General features: G+C 74.3%; 16 protein-coding genes. 10 read left to right on the top strand and 6 right to left on the bottom strand.

Translation table 11 applies throughout. The features are described 5' to 3' along the window. Positions 1–2 precede the first annotated feature (2 nt). Both AA0005_RS06720 and AA0005_RS06725 read right to left on the bottom strand, forming a co-directional pair. Entirely contained in the window at positions 3–662 is a 660-nt protein-coding gene (locus AA0005_RS06720; protein ID WP_413452638.1) for a hypothetical protein, read from the bottom strand. Between the two features lie 9 nt (positions 663–671). Further along, the gene (locus AA0005_RS06725; RefSeq protein WP_413452639.1) at positions 672–1820 is read right to left on the bottom strand and encodes a trans-sulfuration enzyme family protein; all 1149 of its coding nucleotides are present in this window, start codon (positions 1818–1820) and stop codon (positions 672–674) included. A gap of 122 nt (positions 1821–1942) precedes the next feature. Between AA0005_RS06725 and AA0005_RS06730 the strand changes: the two genes are divergently transcribed. Next, positions 1943–3109: a D-alanine--D-alanine ligase family protein gene (locus AA0005_RS06730; RefSeq protein ID WP_413452640.1), complete on the top strand. Its 1167-nt coding sequence runs from the start codon at positions 1943–1945 to the stop codon at positions 3107–3109. Positions 3110–3125: 16 nt separating this feature from the next. Here AA0005_RS06730 and AA0005_RS06735 read toward each other — a convergent pair whose 3' ends face one another. Then, positions 3126–3629 (bottom strand): DUF3515 family protein, encoded by a 504-nt coding sequence (locus AA0005_RS06735; RefSeq protein WP_413452641.1) that lies wholly within the window; start codon positions 3627–3629, stop codon positions 3126–3128. A gap of 48 nt (positions 3630–3677) precedes the next feature. Between AA0005_RS06735 and AA0005_RS06740 the strand changes: the two genes are divergently transcribed. The 5 genes from AA0005_RS06740 (at position 3678) to AA0005_RS06760 (ending at position 10866) form a co-directional block, all read left to right on the top strand. Next, positions 3678–4652 (top strand): thiamine-phosphate kinase, encoded by a 975-nt coding sequence (locus tag AA0005_RS06740; RefSeq protein WP_413452642.1) that lies wholly within the window; start codon positions 3678–3680, stop codon positions 4650–4652. Positions 4653–4830: 178 nt separating this feature from the next. After that, complete coding sequence (locus AA0005_RS06745) at positions 4831–6756, top strand: FAD-binding monooxygenase (protein WP_413452643.1); 1926 nt, start codon at positions 4831–4833, stop codon at positions 6754–6756. 1 nt (position 6757) lies between these two features. Further along, entirely contained in the window at positions 6758–8314 is a 1557-nt protein-coding gene (gene hpaE / locus AA0005_RS06750; protein WP_413452644.1) for a 5-carboxymethyl-2-hydroxymuconate semialdehyde dehydrogenase, read from the top strand. Between the two features lie 25 nt (positions 8315–8339). Then, the gene (gene hpaD, locus AA0005_RS06755; RefSeq protein ID WP_413452645.1) at positions 8340–9416 is read left to right on the top strand and encodes a 3,4-dihydroxyphenylacetate 2,3-dioxygenase; all 1077 of its coding nucleotides are present in this window, start codon (positions 8340–8342) and stop codon (positions 9414–9416) included. Positions 9417–9453: 37 nt separating this feature from the next. Continuing rightward, a complete protein-coding gene (locus tag AA0005_RS06760; protein WP_413452646.1) occupies positions 9454–10866 on the top strand; it encodes an MFS transporter in 1413 nt (470 codons plus the stop codon). Positions 10867–10946: 80 nt separating this feature from the next. On the opposite strand, the gene AA0005_RS06765 is transcribed toward AA0005_RS06760, so the two are convergent. Continuing rightward, positions 10947–11651, bottom strand: a complete 705-nt coding sequence (locus tag AA0005_RS06765; RefSeq protein ID WP_413452647.1) for an IclR family transcriptional regulator — start codon at positions 11649–11651, stop codon at positions 10947–10949. Positions 11652–11706: 55 nt separating this feature from the next. Here AA0005_RS06765 and AA0005_RS06770 point away from each other — a divergent pair, with 55 nt between their 5' ends. Next, positions 11707–13332, top strand: a complete 1626-nt coding sequence (locus AA0005_RS06770; protein WP_413452648.1) for a thiamine pyrophosphate-binding protein — start codon at positions 11707–11709, stop codon at positions 13330–13332. A 60-nt stretch (positions 13333–13392) separates the two neighbouring features. Continuing rightward, positions 13393–14850, top strand: a complete 1458-nt coding sequence (locus AA0005_RS06775; protein ID WP_413452649.1) for an NAD-dependent succinate-semialdehyde dehydrogenase — start codon at positions 13393–13395, stop codon at positions 14848–14850. A 26-nt stretch (positions 14851–14876) separates the two neighbouring features. Here the strand turns inward: AA0005_RS06775 and AA0005_RS06780 are convergent, their stop codons facing one another. Next, positions 14877–15404, bottom strand: a complete 528-nt coding sequence (locus tag AA0005_RS06780; RefSeq protein ID WP_413452650.1) for a GNAT family N-acetyltransferase — start codon at positions 15402–15404, stop codon at positions 14877–14879. Positions 15405–15505: 101 nt separating this feature from the next. Then, entirely contained in the window at positions 15506–15703 is a 198-nt protein-coding gene (rpmB, locus tag AA0005_RS06785) for a 50S ribosomal protein L28 (protein WP_413452651.1), read from the bottom strand. 215 nt (positions 15704–15918) lie between these two features. Between rpmB and AA0005_RS06790 the strand changes: the two genes are divergently transcribed. Beyond that, positions 15919–17418, top strand: coding sequence for a DAK2 domain-containing protein (locus AA0005_RS06790; protein WP_413452652.1), 1500 nt, complete (start codon positions 15919–15921; stop codon positions 17416–17418). Then, complete coding sequence (locus tag AA0005_RS06795; RefSeq protein ID WP_413452653.1) at positions 17415–19634, top strand: ATP-dependent DNA helicase RecG; 2220 nt, start codon at positions 17415–17417, stop codon at positions 19632–19634. Before AA0005_RS06790 ends, AA0005_RS06795 begins: the two co-directional genes overlap by 4 nt. Positions 19635–19636: the final 2 nt, after the last annotated feature.

The following is a 19636-nucleotide window of genomic DNA, read 5'->3' on the forward strand; positions in this document are numbered from 1 at the left end:
CCTCAGCCCGCGGCGACGTCGATGACGAGGCGCGCGGGGTCGGAGAGCGTGAGGACGCGGTAGTCGGCCGGCCCGCCGTCCACGCCGACGAAGAGCTGGGTCAGGCCCTCGAAGGTGCCCACGTAGTGGACCTCCTCGATAACGCCGGCACCGGCGAGCGGCTCGCCGGGGACGTAGTGCTCCTCGCCCTCGTCGGGGTAGCGGGTGCCGGAGACGTAGACGGACAGGATGGCGTCACCCGCGACGTCGATGACCTCGCCGCGGCCGTCCTCGATCGCCTCCTCGACGTACTCGACCTGCCAGCCGGGCGTCCCGGTGCCGTCGAGCTCGACGACGACGCGGTCGTAGCCCTCGTGCCCACCGACGCGCAGGCCCACGGGGAGCAGGAGGTCACCGCTCGGCTCCGCGCTCTGCGGGGTGCCGGCCGCGCCGAAGGGCGGCAGGTCCGAGGGCTCGGGCTCGGCCCCGGTGGGGGCGTCGGTGGTCGGCTCCTCCGTCGTCGGCTCGGTCGTGGGGGTGGGCTCGGTCGACTCGGTGGGAGCCGGGCTGCTCGAGGTCGTCGCGGGTGAGGACGCGTCCTCCGTCCCGCAGGCGGCGAGGCCGAGGGTGAGGGCAGTGAGGGTGGCGGCGGCGAGGAGCCGGGGCGCGTGCGAGACGGTCATGCCCCGATGCTAGACCGCCGCGGCGGCGGCCAGGCCCGCCGCGAGGTCGGCCCACAGGTCCTCGACGTCCTCGATGCCGACCGACAGGCGCAGCAGGTCGGCGGGGACGGTGGGCGCCTCGGAGGCGAAGCGCCGGCGTCGCTCCAGGCTCGACTCGACCCCGCCCAGGCTCGTCGCCGGCACCCACAGGCGCACCGCGGCGGTGAGCGCGTCGGCACCTGCCTGCCCGCCGGCCGGACGCAGCGTGAGGATCGAGCCGAAGCCGTCCATCTGCGCGGTGGCGCGCTCGTGCTGCGGGTGGCTCGCCAGCGAGGGGTGGGAGACGGCGACGACGTGCTCGTGCCCCTCGAGGCGGCGCGCCAGCTGGGAGGCGGTGGCCTGCGAGCGCTCGACGCGCAGCGCCAGGGTCCGCAGCCCGCGCAGCGCGAGCCAGGTCTCCCACGGGCCGGCGATGCCGCCGCCGATGTCGCGGCGGGCGCGCACGGCGTCGTAGAGCTCGCGCGAGCTCGTGATGACGGCGCCGAGGATGAGGTCGGAGTGGCCGGCCAGGTACTTGCTCACCGAGTGGACGACGACGTCGGCACCCAGCTCGAGCGGCCGCTGCGCCAGCGGGGTGGCGAAGGTGTTGTCGACGACGACGAGCGCCCCGGCCGCGTGGGTGGCGGCGCTGATCGCGGCGATGTCGGCGATCTCGAGCATCGGGTTCGTCGGCGTCTCGACCCACACGAGGGAGGTGTCGCCGCCGGCGATGGCGGTGAGGACGGCGTCGGTGTCGGCGATGTCGACCTCGACGAGCTCCACCCCGCTGCGCTCGACGAGGTGGCGGGCCGCCACCAGGGAGGCGTGGTACGCGTGGCGCGGCACGACGAGCCGGCTGCCGGGGCGGGTGAGGTCGAGGGCCGCGCTCACCGCGGCCATGCCCGAGCCGAAGACGAGCCCAGGCTGGGACGCGCGCTCGAGGCCGGCCAGCGCCTCCTCCAGCGGCTCCCAGGTCTCGGTGCCCAGCCGCGTGTAGACCGGGACACCCGGCTCGGCCGCGCCGCGACCGATGTACGTGGAGGAGAGGACTACCGGCGGGTTGACCGGTGCCCCCTCGGTGCGCTTGGGGCGCCCGGCGACGACGGCGTAGGTGGCGGGGCTGAGGTCTCGGTCGTTCACGGCGCCAGGGTACGGCGCGGTGGCCGGTGCTCCGTGACCCGTCCCACGTCGCGGCGCACGCGAGAGGTCGGGGCGGCGGGTTGCGGGGGCGACGTCGGTGCCCGCCGGTAGTCTCACAGGCGATGAGCGACACGACCCAGCCCGCGCCCCGGCCCGCCGCCGACCCCGCCAGCACCACCGGGGCGCCGCGTCGCACCCGGGTGGCCCTCGTCTTCGGCGGGCGCAGCGGGGAGCACGCCATCAGCTGCGCCACCGCCGCGGGGGTGCTGCGCGCCCTGGACCGCGAGCGCTACGAGGTGCTGCCCATCGGCATCACGCCGGACGGGCAGTGGGTCCTCGCCCCCGACGACCCCGACGCCCTCTCCATCCAGGGCGGCCGGCTGCCGCAGGTCGCCGCGGCCGCGGGCGACGTCGTCCTGCCGATGGCCGACGCCGGCCGCGAGCTCACCGTCACCGAGCCGGGCGCGCTGCCGCGCAGCCTCGGCGAGGTCGATGTCGTCTTCCCTCTCCTCCACGGCCCCTTCGGCGAGGACGGCACGCTCCAGGGCCTGCTCGAGATGGCCCAGCTGCCCTACGTCGGCTCCGGCGTCCTCGCCTCCGCGGCCGGGATGGACAAGCACTACATGAAGGTCGTCCTCGCCGGGCACGGCCTGCCCGTGGGGCCCTACACCGTCATCACCCCGCGCCAGTGGCGCACCGACGCCGACGCCGCGATGGACGCCGTCGACTCCCTCGGCTACCCGGTCTTCGTCAAGCCCGCGCGGGCCGGCTCCTCCCTCGGCATCACGAAGGTCGAGCACCGCCGCGACCTCGCCGACGCCGTCGCCGAGGCCCAGCGCCACGACCCCAAGGTCGTCGTCGAGGCGGCCCTCGAGGGACGCGAGATCGAGTGCGCCGTCCTCGAGGGACGCGGCGACGACGCCCCGCGCACCGCGCTGCCGGGCGAGATCGTCGTCGACGGGCACGCCTTCTACGACTTCGAGGCCAAGTACCTCGACGCCGCCCACGTCCAGCTCAGCTGCCCGGCCGAGCTGCCCGAGCGGGTGAGCGACGAGGTCCGCTCGCTCGCGGCGCGCGCCTTCGACGCCCTGGGCTGCGAGGGCCTGGCCCGGGTCGACTTCTTCGTCACCGGCTCCGGCCGGGTGACCATCAACGAGGTCAACACGATGCCCGGCTTCACGCCGTACTCCATGTACCCGCTCATGTGGGAGCGCAGCGGCCTGTCCTACCCCGAGCTCATCGACGAGCTCGTCCAGCTCGCCCTCGAGCGCCCCGTCGGCCTGCGCTGACGGGAACGCACCTGGCCTAGAGGTCGTCGATCCCCACGCAGTGCCGCTCGGCGCTCGTGCGCTCGACGGCGGGGGCGAGGTCGACGAGCACCGAGGTGGGCTGGTCCCCGCCGCGCTCCGTCGGGACGACGACCTCCACGGCCGGCACCCGCCCGTAGGTGACGAACGTCCACGAGCCGTTCTCGCGCTGGGCGTGCTCGGGCACCATCTCGTCGTCGGGCTCGAGGGCGAGCCAGTCGACCGAGCTCTCGCCGGACTCGACGGTGATGCACCGCTCCGTGCTCGGCCCGGGCGGCTCGACCCCGCAGCGCAGCGTGATGGCCGGCTCGCCCCAGCCCGCGATGGACTGGCTGGCGATCGAGCGCTCCTCGCCGCCGGCGAGCTCACCGGGCAGCGCCTGGAGCACCTCCCCGCACGCCGGGTCGGCGGCGTGCGGACCGGCGGGCACCGACACCGGGGAGGCGCACGCCCCCACCGCCGCCACGAGCGCCGCCACCGCAACCATCCGCCGTCGTCTCACGTCCCTCACGGTAACCCGGCGGCGCAGGTGCCCCGGTAGCGTGGCCCGGTGACCTCCGACCCCCTCCTCGTCGCCCGGCTGAGCGAGGGCGAGCTCATCGGGCGCTTCACCCCGCTCCTGCCGCGCGGGCGGGCCACCCTCGTCCCCACGGGTGACGACGCCGCCGTCGTCGCCGCTCCGGACGGCCGCTTCGTCGTCTCGACCGACGTCCTCGTCGAGAACCACCACTTCCGCCGCGGGTGGGGCACCGCGCGCGACGTCGGGGCCCGGGCCGCCGCGCAGAACCTCGCCGACGTCGCGGCCATGGGCGCCGCCCCGACGAGCGCCGTCGTCGGCCTCGTCCTGCCGCCCACCACCCCCGTCGCCTGGGTCGAGGACCTGGCCCGCGGGCTTGCCGACGTGTGCGCGCCGCTCGGCGTGGGCGTCGACGGCGGCGACCTCAGCGCGGGGGAGCAGCTCGTCGTCGCCGTCACCGTCCACGGCGACCTCGAGGGGCGCGCGCCCGTGCTGCGCTCCGGTGCCCGCCCGGGGCACGTCCTCGCCCACGCCGGCGCGCTGGGCCGGGCGGCCGCCGGGCTCGCCTGCCTCGAGGCGGGGGAGGAGGACGCCGTCGTCGGCGCCTTCCTGCGGCCCCGGCCGCCCTACGCCGCCGGACCGGCCGCCGCCGACGCGGGGGCGAGCGCGATGATGGACGTGAGCGACGGCCTGCTGCGGGACGCGGAGCGGATGGCCCGGGCCTCGGGCGTCGACATCGTCCTCGACCCGCTCGCCGACTCGGTCCCGGACGCCCTCGCCGCCCTCGCCCCCGTCGCCCACCGCCTGGGCCGTGCCCCCGAGGCGTGGGTGCTCACCGGAGGAGAGGACCACGGGCTGCTCGCCGCCTTCCCCGCCGGCGCCGCGCTGCCCGCCGGCTTCCGCCGCATCGGCACGGTCCACCAGGGGGCCGGGGAGCCGGGCGTGCGCACCGCGCCGCAGGACGACCCGCACGCCGCTGGCGCCGGCTGGGACCACTTCCGCCGCTGAGCCGCGCCCCGCCACGGCCGGAGGACCCGGCCGCGCTCACCCCTGCCCGGACGCGGCGTGAACGGATATCGAACCCCTCTTCCGAAATCGTATACAGTCCTCCTACGCTCGTTGCGACGGGGGTCACACCCCACCGCCTCACGCTCACCGCTGCCGCTGACGCCCGGAGGAGTACCCGATGCAGTTCCACCACCACGGCTACGTGTCGACGGATCCGCGGATCCAGCCGGCCGCCGGCGTGGGCCTCGACCGCCCCGCCGACCTGCCGGACGAGTTCGACGTCCTCGTCGCCGGCACCGGCCCGGCCGGGACGATCACCGCCGCCCAGCTGTCCCAGTTCCCCGAGATCCACACGCGGATCATCGACCGCCGCCCGCACCGCCTCCCGATCGGCCACGCCGACGGCATCCAGGCCCGCAGCGTCGAGACCTTCCAGGCCTTCGGCTTCGCCAATCGGCTCATCGAGGAGGCCTACCGCATCACCGAGATGGCCTTCTGGAAGCCGGACCCGGCGGACCCGCAGCACATCGTGCGCACCGCCCGCCCGCAGGACGACCCGCACGGGATCAGCGAGTTCCCGCACCTCATCGTCAACCAGTCGCGGATCATCGACTACTTCAACGAGTTCATGGCGAACTCGCCCACCCGGATGACCCCGGACTACGGCATCGAGGTCCTCGGCCTGGAGAACACCGGCGAGGGCGAGTACCCGGTCCACGTGCGCCTGCGCTACACCGCCGGCCCGCGGGAGGGGGAGGAGCGCACGGTCCGGGTCAGGTACGTCGTCGGCGGCGACGGCGCCCACAGCGTCGTGCGCAAGGCCATCGGCCGCCAGCACCTGGGCGCGCAGGCCAACCACGCCTGGGGCGTCATGGACGTCCTCGCCACGACCGACTTCCCCGACATCCGCCTCAAGTGCGCGATCCAGTCCAAGGCCGGGAGCATCCTCCACATCCCCCGCGAGGGCGGGCACCTGTTCCGGATGTACGTCGACCTCGGCGAGGTCACCGCGGAGCGCGCGGCCACCGTCCGCCAGACCCCGCTCGAGGAGATCGTCGCCAAGGCGAACGCGATCCTCAGCCCCTACACCCTCGAGGTCAAGCACGTCGCGTGGTGGAGCGTCTACGAGGTCGGCCACCGTGTCACCGACAAGTTCGACGACGTCCCCGCCGAGCTCGAGGGCCAGCGGATGCCGCGCGTCTTCATCGCCGGCGACGCCTGCCACACCCACAGCGCCAAGGCCGGGCAGGGCATGAACGTCTCCTTCCAGGACGGCTGGAACATCGGCTGGAAGCTCGGCCACGTCGTCTCCGGCCGCAGCCCCGAGAGCCTGCTCGAGACGTACTCCGCCGAGCGGCAGGTCGTCGCGCAGAACCTCATCGACTTCGACCGCGAGTGGTCCACCCTCATGGCCAAGCCCGCCGAGGAGTTCGAGAACCCCGCCGAGCTCGAGGACTTCTACGTCAAGACCTTCGAGTTCCCCGCCGGCTTCATGACCCAGTACGCCCGCTCGCTCATCACCGGCGACGACGCCCACCAGGCCCGCGCCGCCGGCTTCCCCGTCGGCAAGCGCTTCAAGTCCGCGATGGTCGCGCGCGTGTGCGACACCAACCCCGTCCACCTCGGGCACCTGCACGCCGCCGACGGCCGCTGGCGCATCTACGCCTTCGCCGACCGCCCGAACGCGGGGGAGGACTCGGCCCTGGCCCAGTGGGCGCAGTGGCTGGCCACCGCCCCCGAGTCCCCGGTGGTCCGGTACACGCCCGAGGGCGACGACGGCGACTCCCGCTTCGACGTCAAGGTCGTCTACCAGCAGGGTCACCAGAAGATCGACATCAACCGGGTGCCCGCCGTCTTCAAGCCCACCGTGGGCCCCTTCGGGCTCACCGACTACAACAAGGTCTTCGGCACGCTCGAGGGGAACGACATCTTCGAGCTGCGCGAGATCGACCGCGGCGGCGCCGTCGTCGTCGTCCGTCCCGACCACTACGTGGCCCAGGTGCTTCCGCTCGAGGACACCGCCGCCCTGGCGGACTTCTTCGCCGCCTTCATGCTCGAGCCGACGACGGCGGAGCGTGCCGTCCCCGTCAAGGAAGGAGTCTGACGTGACCCAGACCCAGACCCAGCTCCAGGTGCCCGAGGGCGTCCCGGACCGCATCCGCCACTACATCGACGGGTCCTTCGTCGACTCGGTCGGCGGGGAGACCTTCGAGGTCCTCGAGCCGACGACCAACACCGTCTACGTCCACGCGGCGGCGGGCCAGCAGGCCGACATCGACGCCGCCGTGGCCGCGGCCCGGGAGGCCTTCGACAACGGCCCGTGGCCGCGGATGAAGAACCGCGAGCGCGCCCGCGTGCTCAACCGGATCGCCGACGCCGTCGAGGCGCAGGACCGCGCGCTCGCCGAGCTCGAGTCCTTCGACACCGGCCTGCCGATCACCCAGGCCCAGGGCCAGGCGCGGCGGGCGGCGGAGAACTTCCGCTTCTTCGCCGACCTCATCGTCGCCGGCTCCGAGGACGCCTACAAGGTGCCGGGCATGCAGATGAACTACGTCAGCGCCTCCCCGGTGGGCGTCGCGGGGCTCATCACCCCGTGGAACACCCCGTTCATGCTCGAGTCGTGGAAGCTGGCCCCGGCGCTGGCCTCCGGCTGCACCGTCGTGCTCAAGCCCGCAGAGTTCACCCCGCTGTCCGCGTCCCTGTGGGCGACGATCTTCGAGGAGGCGGGCCTGCCGGCCGGCGTCTTCAACATGGTCAACGGCATCGGCGAGGAGGCCGGCGACGCGCTGGTCAAGCACACCGGCGTCGACCTCATCTCCTTCACCGGGGAGACGACCACCGGCCAGCTGATCTTCGCCAACGCAGCCCCCACGCTCAAGGGCCTGTCGATGGAGCTGGGCGGCAAGTCCCCGGCGATCGTCTTCGCCGACGCGGACCTCGAGGCCGCGCTCGACTCCACGCTCTTCGGCGTCTTCTCCCTCAACGGGGAGCGCTGCACCGCCTCCTCCCGGATCCTCGTCGAGCGCTCGGTCTACGACGACTTCGTCGCCGCCTACGTCGAGCGGGCGAAGAACATCAAGGTCGGCCCGCCGTCCGACCCGAGCACCGAGGTCGGCGCCCTGGTCCACCCCGAGCACTACGAGCGGGTCATGGGCTACGTCGAGATCGGCAAGGGCGAGGCCCGGCTGCTGGCCGGCGGCGAGCGGCCCGAGCACCTGCCCGAGGGCAACTACCTCAGCCCCACCGTCTTCGTCGACGTGCCGCCCACCGCCCGGATCTTCCAGGAGGAGATCTTCGGGCCCGTCGTCGCCATCACCCCCTTCGACGACGAGGAGCACGCCGTCGCGCTGGCCAACGACGTCAAGTACGGGCTGGCCGCCTACATCTGGACCACCGACCTGCGCCGGGCGCACACCCTCGCCGACCGCGTCGAGGCCGGGATGGTGTGGATCAACTCCCACAACGTCCGCGACCTGCGCTCGCCCTTCGGCGGCGTCAAGGCCTCGGGCCTGGGCAACGAGGGCGGCTACCGCTCGCTGGGCTTCTACACCGAGCAGAAGGCCGTCCACATCACCCTCGGCGACGTCCACACCGCCCGCTTCGGAGCCTCCGGCTACAACGACGACGACCCCTTCTTCGCCGCGAAGAACCTCCAGGCCTGACCGCCCGCTGACAAGGAAGACAGCCATGACCGACATCCCCGCCATCGCCACCGACCTGCCCGCGCCGGACATCCTGCGCTGCGCCTACATGGAGCTCGTCGTCACCGACCTCGCCGCCTCGCGCGAGTTCTACGTCGACATCCTCGGCCTCGTCGTCACCCACGAGGACGACGACGCGATCTACCTGCGCTCCTTCGAGGAGTTCATCCACCACAACCTCGTGCTGCGCAAGGGCCCGCAGGCCGCCGTCGCCGCCTTCGGCTTCCGCGTCCGCAGCCCCGAGGACGTCGACCGCGCCGAGGCCTACTACCGGGCCCTGGGCTGCGAGGTGCGCCGCTCGGAGGAGGGCTTCGTCCGCGGCATCCGCAACGCCGTGCGCGTCCAGGACCCCCTCGGCTTCCCCTACGAGTTCTTCTACGAGGTCGAGCACGTCCAGCGCCTCGCCTGGAACTACGAGCTCTACGGGCCCGGTGCCCTCGTGCGGCTGGACCACTTCAACCAGGTCTACCCCGACGTCGTCACCGGCGCGGAGTACCTGGAGAACCTCGGCTTCAAGCGCACCGAGGACATCCAGGACGAGAACGGCGTCGTCTACGCCGGCTGGTTCGCCCGCAAGCACACCGTCCACGACACCGCCCTCACCGGCGGGGACGGGCCGCGGATGCACCACGTCGCCTTCTCCACCCACGAGAAGCACAACATCCTCTACATCTGCGACAAGCTCGGCGCGCTGCGCCGCTCGGACTCCATCGAGCGCGGCCCCGGCCGCCACGGGGTGTCCAACGCCTTCTACCTCTACCTGCGCGACCCCGACGGGCACCGTGTGGAGATCTACACCCAGGACTACTACACCGGTGACCCGGACAACCCGGTCGTCACCTGGGACGTCCACGACAACCAGCGTCGCGACTGGTGGGGCAACCCCGTCGTCCCGAGCTGGTACACCGAGGCCTCGACCGTGCTCGACCTCGACGGCAACCCCGTGCCGCTCATCGCGCGCGAGCAGCCGAAGGAGATGGACGTGACCATCGGCGCGGACGGTTTCTCCTACACCCGCAAGGGCGACACCGACCGCGGCTTCAAGCTCGGCAACCAGGTCTGACCCCACCACCCCCTACGACACAGCATCGGAGCTGTTCATGTCAGCAGAGCCACGGGTGCTCAACCCCAAGCGACGCGAGGACCGGCGGGTCGCCGTCGCGACCCTCGCCGGCACCACCATCGAGTGGTACGACTTCTTCATCTACGCCAACGCGGCCGCGCTCGTCCTCGCGCCGCTGTTCTTCGAGCCCTTCGCGGAGTCCAGCGACTTCGCCGGCCAGCTCATCGCCTTCGCCACGGTGGGCGTCAGCTTCTTCTTCCGCCCCCTCGGGGCGATGGTCGCCGGGCACTACGGCGACAAGCTGGGCCGCAAGCTCATGCTCGTCCTCACCCTCGTCCTCATGGGTGGGGCCACTGCGCTCATCGGCCTGCTGCCCACCTACGACAGCATCGGGGTGTGGGCGCCGGTCCTCCTCGTCCTCCTGCGGATCCTCCAGGGCTTCTCCGCCGGTGGTGAGTGGGGTGGTGCCGCACTCATGGCCGTGGAGCACGCCCCGGCCAAGAAGCGCGGCCTGTTCGGCGGGTTCCCGCAGATCGGGGTACCGCTCGGCATGCTCCTCGCCTCCGGCGTGCTCGCCGCGGTGACGTCGACGACGACGGAGGAGCAGTTCCTCTCGTGGGGCTGGCGGGTGCCCTTCCTCCTGTCGATCCTCCTCATCGTCGTCGGCATGGTCATCCGTCTCGGTGTCGCGGAGTCTCCCGTGTTCGCCGAGGTGACGAAGGGCGAGGAGCAGGTGCGCCTGCCGCTCGTCGACATGTTCAAGTACAACGGCCCGGCCCTCGTCAAGGGTGCGCTGACCTTCGCGGGCAACAACGCCGCGGGCTACATGATCACCGGTGGCTTCATCCTCGCCTACACGACCAACCAGCTCGGCATGGACCGCACGACGATCCTCAACCTCGTCCTGCTCGCCTCGGCGTCCTGGATCGTCACGACGCTCTTCGCCGCGTGGCTCTCGGACCGCATCGGCCGGGTGCGGGTCTACCAGATCGGCTTCGCCGCGCTGCTGCTGTGGGTGTACCCGCTCTTCCTGCTCGTCGACACCGCCGACGTCTTCCTCATCGGCCTGGGCATGATCGTCTTCACCATCGGCCTCGGGCTCACCTACGGCCCGCAGGCGGCGATGTTCGCCGAGATGTTCCCCGCCCACGTGCGCTACTCCGGCGCCGGCATGGCCTACGCCTTCGGCGCCATCCTCGGCGGGGCCTTCGCCCCGACGATCGCGACCTGGCTCGAGGGCACCTTCGGGACGACCTCGGCCGTGGCGGTCTACCTCGGCGTCGTCGCCGTCGTCGCGCTCGTCGCGGTCTCGACGATCAAGGACCGCACGGGCAAGTCGCTCGGCAAGGACGCGCTGGACATCCCCGGCGCCGCCAAGCTCGAGGCCGCCATCCAGCGGGACAGGACGAAGGCCACCGCCGCCAGCTTCGACCACGGCGCCGGCTACTGACGGCCGCCTTCCCCTCCGTCTTGTCGCCGAGAGCCGGATCCTGCCAGGCGAGATCCGGCTCTCGGTGGGGGACGTGGGGGCTAGCGGTGGACGGCGAGCGCGAAGTCGCGGGCGGCCTGCTGCAGGCGCCGGGCGACGGCCTCGTCGCTGAAGGGCTCGCCGCCGTAGACGACCGCGAGGGCCGCTGGCCAGCCCACCGCCCCGCGGACCGGGACGGCCACCGAGCGCACCCCGGGGATGACCTCGTCGTGGGAGACCGCCCAGCCGCGGGCCCGGGCGGCACGGACCTCGGCGGTGCGCCCACCGGCCAGCACTGCCAGCTCCGCCTCGCTCACCGTGTCGCTGAGCGAGACGAGCACCGCGAGGCCGGGAGCGCCCAGGGGGAGCGGGTGGGCGGTGCCCGGCCGCTGGACGAGGCGCACGCCGTCGCCGCGCGGCTCCACCGACGCACGGGTCACGCACAGCCCGTGCTCGGCCACGGCGAGGAACGCGGTGACCCCGAGGTCGTCCACCACGCCCTGGAGGATCGGGGTGGCCTTGCGCTGCTGCGGCGCCTCGGCCTGCTCGAGCAGGGTGCGCAGCGCCGGCCCGGGCAGGTAGCCGTGCTCGCTGCGGGTGGCCAGGGCGTGCTCCTCGAGCGTGCGCAGCAGCCGGTAGGCCACCGAGCGGTGCACGCCGAGCTCCTCGGCGACCTCGTTGACACGCATCGGCTCCCCGACGGCGCACAGCACCTCCAGGGCGCGCAGACCCCGGGAGAGGGTCTGGGCCGTGCCGGGGGCGCTCACCCCCGCATCGTATGGCGCGCTTTGCCCGGCGACCGGCACCCGGCATCCTGAGCCCATGACACTGACGTCCTCCCTCTCCACCGTCGTCGCCGAGGTGGTCGCGGCGCGCAGCGGCGCCGTCTTCGGCCTCATGGGCAACGGCAACGCCTACGTCGTCGGCCACCTCACCGCGGCCGGCGTCCCCTACACCCGCATGCGGCACGAGGCCGGCACGGTCGCCGCCGCCCACGCCTACCACCTGGCCAGCGGGCGGACGGCGACGGCGACGACCACCTACGGTGCCGGCTTCACCAACGCCCTCACCGCCCTCGCCGAGGCGCGCCTGGCGCGGGTGCCGCTCGTCCTCGTCGCGGGGGAGGGGCCGAGCACCGGCCTGCGGTGGTGGGACGTGGACCAGGAGACGCTGGCGGCCGGGCTGGACGTCGCCGTCGTGCGGGTGCGGCCCGGCGCCGTCGCCGCGTCCGTGCACGAGGCCTACGACCTCGCCGAGTGGGACCGCACGCCGGTGGTCCTCTCCATCCCCTACGACCTCGCGACGGCGCCCGCCGAGGCCGGCACCCCGCCCGCCGCCCGTCCGACCGCGACGCCGCCCGCCCCGACGGACGAGCAGGTCGCCGCCGTCGCCGCGGCGCTGCGCGGGGCGCAGCGACCCCTGCTCCTCCTGGGCCGTGGCGCGCACCTGGCCGGGGCCGGCGAGCTGCTGCGCGAGGTCGGGGACCGGGTCGGCGCGCTCTTCGCCACCTCCGCCACGGCCGTCGGGCTGCCCGGCTCCCCGTGGGACCTCGGCATCGCCGGCGGGTTCAGCACCCCGGCCGGCTGGGAGCTCATCACGGCGGCCGACGTCGTGCTCGCCGTCGGGATCAGTCTGAACAGCTTCCAGGACCAGGGCGGGCGGCTCCTCGCCGGCGCCCAGGAGGTGGTCCAGGTCGACCTCGGACCGGTCGCCACGCACGCCGCCGTCACGCGCTACGTCCGGGCCGACGCCGCCGCCCTCGCCACGGCGCTCCTCGACGTGCTCGAAGACGGCGCCCCCGCCGGCAGCTGGCGGGAGCGCGCTCCGCACGCGGCCGGCGACCTGCGCGCGGACCTCACGGCGCTGCCCGAGCTGGCCGAGGACGGCAGACTCGACCCCCGCCACGTCGCTCGCCGCCTCGACGAGCTCCTCCCGCCCGAGCGGACGCTCGTGCCGGACGGGGGCCAGTTCATCGGCTGGATGCCGCAGCACGCGCGCATCGCCGACCCCACCGGCCTCCTCCTCGTCGGCACGGCCTTCCAGGCCATCGGGCTCGGGTCCGCGGCCGCCGTCGGCGCGGCCCGGGCGCTGCCGGACCGCACGACCGTGCTCGTCACCGGCGACGGCGGAGGGCAGATGGCCCTGGCCGACCTCGTCACCTTCGTGGCCGAGGCGCGCTCGGGCGTCGTCGTCGTCTTCAACGACGCGGCCTACGGGGCCGAGCTGCACCAGTACGGGGTGAAGGGTGTGGACCGCACCGGGATGCTCCTCGAGGAGGTCGACTTCGCCGCCCTCGGGCAGGCGCTGGGCGCCCAGGGGAACCGGGTGACGCGGCTGGCCGACCTCGAGGTGCTTGCCGACTGGGTGGGGGCGGGGGCGAGCGGGGTACTCGTGCTCGACGTCGCCGTCTCCCGCGCCGTCGTCGCGGACTTCATCGCCCGCCACTGACGCGGGCGGACGGAATCGTATACGGTTGTGTCGAGCCACATCCCGACGACGAGGTGCACCATGACGGATCCCCAGTCCCTGCTCCGGGCCACGCCCACCCAGCTGCTCATCGACGGGCAGTGGCGCGACGCGTCCGGCGGCGCGAGCTTCGAGGTCCAGGACCCGGCCACTGGCGAGGTCATCGCGCGGGTCGCGGACGGGACCGAGGCCGACGGCGCCGCGGCCATGGACGCCGCGGCCGGCGCGCAGGACGCGTGGGCCGCCACCCCGGCGCGCGAGCGCGCGGAGATCCTGCGCCGCGCCTTCGAGCTCACCGTCGACCGGGCCGAGGAGCTCGCCGCCCTGATGACCCTCGAGATGGGCAAGCCGCTGGCGGACGCGCGCGGCGAGGTCACCTACGGTGCGGAGTTCCTCCGCTGGTTCTCCGAGGAGGCCGCCCACGTCAACGGCCGCTACCAGACGTCCCCGGAGGGCAACCTCCGCATCCTCGCGGCGAAGCGGCCCGTGGGGCCCTGCCTGTTCATCACGCCGTGGAACTTCCCCCTCGCGATGGCGACCCGCAAGATCGCCCCGGCGCTCGCCGCCGGCTGCACGGTCATCCTCAAGCCGGCCGCGCTGACCCCGCTCACCGCCCTGGCCTTCGGGCAGATCCTCCTCGAGGCCGGCGTGCCGGCGGGCGTGGTCAACATCGTCCCGACGTCCAGGGCGCGGCCGGTCACCGGCCCGCTCATCCAGGACCGGCGCCTGCGCAAGCTCTCGTTCACCGGCTCCACCGAGGTGGGCCAGGCGCTCCTCAAGGAGGCCGCCGACAACGTGCTGCGCACGTCGATGGAGCTCGGGGGCCGGGCGCCCTTCATCGTCTTCGAGGACGCCGACCTCGACGCCGCGCTCCTCGGTGCCCGGCAGGCCAAGCTGCGGAACATGGGGGAGGCCTGCACGGCCGCCAACAGCTTCCTCGTCCACGAGTCGCTGGCCGAGGAGTTCACCCGCCGCCTGGCCGAGGACTTCGCCGGCCTCACCGTGGGCCACGGCCTGGAGGACGGCACCGAGATCGGGCCGCTCGTCTCGGCCCAGCAGCGCGACAGCGTCCACGAGCTCGTCACCGCCGCCCGGGAGCGCGGCGCCACGGTCCTCACCGGCGGTGGGCCCGCCGAGGGGCCGGGCTACTTCTACGCCCCCACGGTGCTCGGCGGCGTCGCGACCGACTCCCCGGTGATGACCAACGAGATCTTCGGGCCCGTCGCGCCGGTCGCGAGCTTCTCCACCGAGGAGGAGGCCCTCGCCGTGGCCAACGCGAGCGAGGTCGGGCTGGCCGGCTACGTCTTCACCCCGGACATGTCGCGGGTGCTGCGCCTGGCCGAGCGCCTGCAGGTCGGCATGATCGGCGTCAACACCGGGCTCATCTCGAACGCGGCCGCGCCCTTCGGCGGCGTCAAGCACTCCGGCATGGGCCGGGAGGGTGGCGTCGAGGGCATCGAGGAGTTCCTCGAGACGGTCTACGTCGGCATCCCCACGTAGCCGGAACCGGGCCGGCGCCAGGCTCCCTACTCCGCGACGAAGAGCTCGCAGGTGGTGTTGTAGAAGCGCGTCGTCGTGCCGCGGTGCTCCATGCCGATGCGCAGCGCCACCCGCCGGGAGGCGTGGTTGGCCGGGTTGGTCACCGCGACCACCCGCGTGAGCCCGCCGGCGACGGCGTGGGCCAGCACCCGCGCGGCGGCCTCGCTCGCGTAGCCCTGGCCCCAGGAGTCCGGGTGGAGGTGCCAGCCGATCTCCGTCTCGCCGGAGGGCTGGAGCGGCAGCTCCGGCCCCGAGGCGGGGATGTCCTTGAGGAGCACGGCGCCGTGCCGCCGCCGGCCGTCACGGTCGGCGACGAGCCACACGCCGTGGACGGGGTGCTCGTCCAGCAGCCGGTAGCGCGCGACGCGCTCGACCGCCTCGGCGCGGTCGGCCATGACCCGCGGCGCGGTGCCGATGAAGCGCTGGACCTCCCAGCGGGAGTAGAGGTCGAAAGCGAAGTCGACGTCGTCGGCGGTCCACGGGCGCAGGAGCAGGCGGTCGGTCGTCAGCTGCACCGGACCACGGTAGCGGTCCCCGGGCACACCGAAGGGCCGCCCGAGACTCGGGCGGCCCTTCGGCAACGCATCAGCTCACCCGGCGGGCCGGGCAGGAGCGGTCAGGCGCTGGTGGCGCGCTGGACCTTGCCGGCCTTGAGGCACGAGGTGCACACGTTCATGCGCTTGGGGGTGCCGTTCTGCACGGTGCGCACGCGCTGGATGTTCGGGTTCCACCGACGGCTCGTCCGCACGTGCGAGTGCGAGACGCTCTTGCCGAAGCTGGGGTGCTTGCCGCAGACGTCGCAGGTGGCAGCCACGGTCTTCTCCTGAATCTCTTGCTGGCAACACGATCTGCTGATCGCGTGAGGGTCATGATGGTCGACGGCGCGAGCCAGCCAACCGCCCCGAAGGGCAACCTGAGCAGGATACCCGACGGCGCCGGGCGGGCCCAAACGGCACCGGGCGAGGTGCGTCACGGTGTCGGAGGCGGGCACTAACCTGGACGCGATCGACGATACCCGGGAGGACGGACGTGGCGGACACGCTCACCGTGCTCGGTCCCGCGGCCGTGCGCCGCTGGTTCGAGCAGGGGCTGCGCTCCCTCCTCGCCGTCCGCCGGCAGGTCGACGTCCTCAACGTCTTTCCCGTGCCGGACGGGGACACCGGCACCAACCTCGTCCTCACCCTCGCGGGGGCGGCGCGCGCGGCCGGGCGGCTCGGCCCGGAGGCGGACCTCACCGCGCTCACCGCGGCCGCCGCCCGCGGGGCGCTCGTCGGGGCGCGCGGCAACTCCGGCGTCATCCTCAGCCAGGCGATGCGCGGCCTGGCCCGCTCCGTCGCGGGGCGCGAGTCGCTCGACGGCCCGGCCACCGCCGCCGCGCTCACCACCGCCGCCGAGGACGCGCGGCTGGCCGTCGCCCGGCCGGTCGAGGGCACGGTCCTCACCGTCGCCGCCGCGGCCGCCCGCGCCGCACGCGAGGCACCCGACCAGAGCCTCGCGGGCGTCGTCAGCGCCGCCGCGCAGGGCGCCGCGCGCGCCCTCGCCGACACCCGCAGCCAGCTCGCGGTCCTCGCCGAGCGGGAGGTCGTCGACGCCGGTGCGGCCGGGTACACCATCCTCCTCGAGGCGCTCGCCGCGGTGGTCGATGGCGCCGCCCCCGCCACCGCCCGCGCCCGGGAGGCCCTCGCGAGCCTGTGGTCCGCGCCCCGCCCCGCGGCCGACGGGCCGGCGTGCGCGCTCGGCACCGGCGTCATCGGCGAGGGCGCCGGTGACGGCCTGGAGGTCATGTACGTCCTGCACGCCACGGCGGCGGAGGCGGCCGCGCTGCGCGAGCGGCTGGACGCCGCGGGGGAGTCCGTCGCCGTCGTCGGCGGCAGCGCGGGGGAGCGCGCGCTGTGGCAGGTCCACGTCCACACCACCGACCCCGCGGCCGTCCTGGCTGCGGGCGCCGAGCAGGTGTGCGTCCGCTCGCTCACCGCCCCGGCCTCGGGCGTCGTCGCCTGCACCCGCCTGCCCGGGCTCGCCGCCCCGCTCGCCGCCACCGGCGCCGTCGTCGCCGTCCACCCCGACCCCGCCGGGATCGAGCGCGCCGTCGTCGACGCCGCCGCCCGCGAGGTCCTCCTCCTGCCCTGCGACGAGGAGTCCGCCGCCCTGGCCGGGCGGGTCCTCGCCGAGGGTGCGCTGCTCCCCGGCGCGCAGCGCGTCGGGGTGGCCGCCACCCGCTCCGAGCCCGCCGTCCTCGCCGTCGCCGCCGAGCAGCAGCCGGGCGTGCCGGCCGCCGCGCGCCTCGCCGCCGCCGCCGACGTCGCCGGGCGGGTCCGCACCGCACGCTCCACCGCCGCCGGGCTCGAGGACGCCGTCGACCGGCTCGTGCGCCCCGCCGACGAGTTCGTCACCGCCGTCGTCGGCAGCGGCGCCGGCGCGGTCGCGGACCGGTTGCGCTCCGCCGTCGGCGCCGTGGCCGCGGAGGCGGAGGTCGTCGTCCTCGACGCCGGCGTCCCCGGTCCCGAGCTGCTCCTGGGGGTCCAGTGACGGTCCTGAGCACCCCGCTGCCCCGGCTCGTCGGGGAGCGCACCGCCAAGGCCTTGGCCAAGCTCGGCATCGAGACGGCCTGGGACCTGCTGCGGCACTACCCGCGCCGGTACGGGGAGCCGGGCCGGCTCACCGACTTCACCGACCTGCCGGTGGGGGACCACGTCACCGTCAACGCGATGGTCGTGCGCACCTCGCTGCGCTCCACCCGCAACCCGCGCACCGCGATGCTCGACGTCACCGTGAGCGACGGGCACCGCGAGCTCCTCCTGCGCTTCTTCGGGGGCCGCGGGCTGCTCGCCAGCCGCGAGCGCCAGCTCCACGGCGGCCGCGTGGGCCTGTTCACCGGCACCGTCGAGCAGTTCGGCGGCAAGCGGATGCTCAAGAACCCCGACTTCCGCGTCGTCGAGGAGGAGGACGACACCGTCGCCGCCGTGGAGGAGCAGCAGCGCCCCATGCCCTTCTACCCGGCCAGCGCCGCGCTGCCAACGTGGCGCATCCGCGGGGCGGTCCAGACCGTGCTCGAGCCGCTCCACGAGGCCGACGTCCCCGACCCCGTCCCCTTCCGCGTCCTCCAGCGCGAGAAGATGCCCACGCTCCTCGAGGCGCTGCGGCTGGTCCACGCGCCCACCTCGGAGGAGGACTGGCGTCGCGGGCAGGAGCGGCTGCGCTACGAGGAGGCCTTCGTCCTCCAGACGGCGCTCGCGGTGCGGCGCGCGGAGGCCGAGGCCACCGCCGCCACCGCGCGCCCCGCCCGCGCCGGCGGCATCCGCGAGGCCTTCGAGGCGCGGCTGCCCTTCACCCTCACCCACGGCCAGCAGGAGGTCGTCGCCGAGCTGTCCGCCGAGCTCGAGCGGCCCTGGCCGATGCAGCGGCTCCTCCAGGGCGAGGTGGGCTCGGGCAAGACCGTCGTCGCGCTGCTGGCCATGCTCCAGGTCGTCGACGCCGGGGGACAGGCGGCGCTGCTCGCCCCCACCGAGGTGCTCGCCGCCCAGCACGCCCGCTCCATCAGCGCGATGCTCGGGCCGCTCGCGGAGGCCGGGATGCTCGGCGGCGCCGAGAATGCCACCCGCGTCACCCTCCTCACCGGCTCCATGCCCGCCGCCGCCCGCAAGGCGGCCCTCCTCGCCGCCGCCTCGGGGGAGGCCGGCATCGTCATCGGCACGCACGCCCTGCTCTCGGAGGACGTCCAGTTCGCCGAGCTCGGGCTCGTCGTCGTCGACGAGCAGCACCGCTTCGGCGTCGAGCAGCGCGACGCCCTGCGCGCCAAGGCCGCCACCGCCCCCCACCTGCTCGTCATGACGGCCACCCCCATCCCGCGCACGGTCGCGATGACCGTCTTCGGGGACCTCGAGACCTCCACGCTGCGGGAGATCCCCGCCGGGCGCTCGCCGATCCGCACCTTCCTCGCCCCGGCGACGAACGCGCGGTGGACCGAGCGCACGTGGCAGCTGGCCCGCGAGGAGATCGACGACGGCGGCCGCGTCTACGTCGTGTGCCCCCGGATCACCTCCCAGGACGACGACGTCGAGGCCGACCTCCTCACCGAGAGCGACGAGCCGCCCGCCGAGGACACCGGCGCGCGCCCCGCGCCCGCCCGGCCGCTCGCCGCCGTCGACGAGGTCGCCGCCATCCTCCGCGAGCACCCCGCCCTCGAGGGCGTGGCGATCGGCGAGCTGCACGGCCGGATGTCCCCGGAGGACAAGGAGGCCACCATGGCCGCCTTCGCCTCCGGGCAGGTGCCCGTCCTCGTGACGACGACGGTCGTCGAAGTCGGCGTCGACGTCCCCGAGGCCTCGGTCATGGTCATCATGGACGCCGACCGCTTCGGCATCTCCCAGCTCCACCAGCTGCGCGGGCGCATCGGCCGCGGCGCCCGCCCCGGCACGTGCATCGCGTGGACCACCGCCGCCGAGGGCACCCCGGCGATGACCCGCCTGCGGGCCTTCGAGGCCACCACCGACGGCTTCGAGCTCGCCCAGGTGGACCTCGAGCAGCGCCGCGAGGGCGACATCCTCGGCGCCGCCCAGTCGGGCCGCGGCAGCTCGCTGCGGCTGCTGCGCGTCCTCACCGACACGGACGTCATCGAGAAGGCCCGCTGGGACGCGCGCCGGCTCGTCGACCAGGACCGCCTCCTCATGGACCACCCGGCCCTGCTCCAGGCGATCACCGAGCAGCTCGACCCCGAGCGCGCCCAGTTCCTCGACCGGGCCTGACA

Origin of the sequence: Georgenia phoenicis, from assembly GCF_047302425.1 — a bacterium.
Classification (GTDB): domain Bacteria; phylum Actinomycetota; class Actinomycetes; order Actinomycetales; family Actinomycetaceae; genus Oceanitalea.

Bases quoted from the DNA above. Each gene is read 5' to 3' on its own strand.
- hpaD (WP_413452645.1), top strand. From the start codon at position 8,340: ATGACCGACATCCCCGCCATCGCCACCGACCTGCCCGCGCCGGACATC.
- AA0005_RS06745 (WP_413452643.1), top strand. From the start codon at position 4,831: ATGCAGTTCCACCACCACGGCTACGTGTCGACGGATCCGCGGATCCAG.
- AA0005_RS06720 (WP_413452638.1), bottom strand. From the start codon at position 662: ATGACCGTCTCGCACGCGCCCCGGCTCCTCGCCGCCGCCACCCTCACT.
- AA0005_RS06770 (WP_413452648.1), top strand. From the start codon at position 11,707: ATGACACTGACGTCCTCCCTCTCCACCGTCGTCGCCGAGGTGGTCGCG.
- AA0005_RS06730 (WP_413452640.1), top strand. From the start codon at position 1,943: ATGAGCGACACGACCCAGCCCGCGCCCCGGCCCGCCGCCGACCCCGCC.
- AA0005_RS06775 (WP_413452649.1), top strand. From the start codon at position 13,393: ATGACGGATCCCCAGTCCCTGCTCCGGGCCACGCCCACCCAGCTGCTC.
- AA0005_RS06760 (WP_413452646.1), top strand. From the start codon at position 9,454: ATGTCAGCAGAGCCACGGGTGCTCAACCCCAAGCGACGCGAGGACCGG.